The sequence below is a fragment of the Streptomyces sp. NPDC091289 genome (assembly GCF_044757365.1).
In the GTDB taxonomy this organism is placed as follows: Bacteria; Actinomycetota; Actinomycetes; order Streptomycetales; family Streptomycetaceae; genus Streptomyces.
The window spans coordinates 1-1,642 of record NZ_JBIVUT010000060.1 but is presented as its reverse complement, the minus strand read 5'-3'; the positions used below and the strand labels follow the sequence as shown (position 1 = coordinate 1,642).

Genomic DNA, 1,642 nt, shown 5'->3' with positions numbered 1-1,642 from the left:
CTTCGACTACCCCTCCGTCAGCGCTCTGGCCGGGTTCCTGGACACTCAGCTCACCGACCAGCACACACCCCCACCCCACACCCTGCTCACCACCCAGGACAGCGGTCCGGTACCCCCGCTCCTCCAGCGGCTGGCCGGACTCCCCGAGAACGAGCGCAGGCGCGAACTCGTGGACCTGGTGCAGGACGAGGTGGCCGACATCCTGGGCCACGAGGACTCGCGGGAGATCGATGTGGACCGCGCCCTCCAGGAGATGGGCTTCGACTCCCTGAGTGCGGTGGACCTGCGGAACCGGCTGAACAAGTTGTGCGGGATGCGGTTCGCGAACACGGTCGTCTTCGACTACCCGTCGATCGGCGCGCTGGCAGGGTTCCTCGACGGTCAACTGGCCGATCAGATCGTCCAGATGACCCGGATCGATCAGGTCGACCGGTCCGCACGGAGCGGGTCCACGCCGGAGGCCTTGTTCTCGCGGCTGGGCGAGCTGGAGGAGCGCATCCGGGGCGTCGAGGGAGACGCCGCGCTGCGACGGCGTATCACCGAACAGCTGCAGCGGCTGCTCGAGCTGACCGGGGCCGGGCTGGACGAGGACCTCGATTCCGCGAGCGACGAAGAGCTCTTCGCCCTGGTCGACAGGGCCGAATAGCCACCCACCGGCGGGCGGCCGGCCCACGCCCCTCCCGATTCACCTCACACATGAACTTCGAAGGGTTGCATTCTGATGGCGGACGAGAACGAACTCCGGGAGTACCTCAAGCGCGCGATAGCGGATGCGCGGGACGCGCGTGTCCGGCTCCGTGAGGTCGAGGAGAAGGCCCGGGAGCCGATCGCGATCGTGGGGATGGCCTGCCGCTATCCGGGCGGCGTGACCGATCCCGAGAGCCTGTGGAAACTGGTCACCGACGGCGTGGACGCCGTCTCACCGTTCCCCAAGGACCGCGGCTGGCCCGAGGACCTGTACGACCCTGATCCCGACAGCGTGGGCAAGTCGTACGTGCGAGAGGGCGGTTTCCTCGACGACGTGAGCGGCTTCGACCCCTCCTTCTTCGGGATGTCCCCGCGCGAGGCCACGGTGGCGGACCCGCAGCAGCGGCTGCTGCTCGAGACCACCTGGGAGGCGATGGAGAGCGCGGGGGTGGTGCCGGCCACGCTGCGCGGAAGCCGCACGGGCGTGTTCGTCGGCCAGATGTACCACGACTACGGAGCGCGCCCCAACCTCCCCAAGGAGGGCTACGAAGGCAACCTCACCAGCAACAGCATGGGCAGCATCGCCGCGGGACGACTGGCGTACACGTTCGGCTTCGAAGGGCCGACCGTCTCCGTGGACACGGCGTGCTCCTCGTCGCTGGTCGCGATGCACATGGGGGCCACGGCGCTGCGCCGAGGCGAGTGCGACCTGGCCTTCGCGGGTGGTGTCACGGTGCTGTCGACCGCCGTGTCGTTCGTGGAGTTCTCGCGGCAGCGGGGTCTGGCCGCGGACGGGCGGTGCAAGGCGTTCGCGGCGGCCGCGGACGGCACCGGCTGGGCCGAGGGTGCGGGGGTGCTGCTGCTGGAGCGGTTGTCGGACGCTCGTCGCCTGGGCCATGAGGTTCTCGCGGTGTTGAGGGGTTCGGCGATCAATCAGGACGGTGCGTCCAATGGT

2 protein-coding genes are annotated in these 1,642 nt (G+C 69.2%); both read left to right on the top strand.

Going from position 1 to position 1,642, the window contains the following annotated elements; all coding sequences use genetic code 11:
• On the top strand, positions 1-646 hold a 646-nt coding region (locus ACIQPT_RS37385), incomplete at its 5' end, for a phosphopantetheine-binding protein (protein ID WP_401162814.1).
• Positions 647-721: 75 nt separating this feature from the next.
• On the top strand, positions 722-1,642 hold a 921-nt coding region (locus ACIQPT_RS37380; RefSeq protein WP_401162812.1), incomplete at its 3' end, for a beta-ketoacyl synthase N-terminal-like domain-containing protein.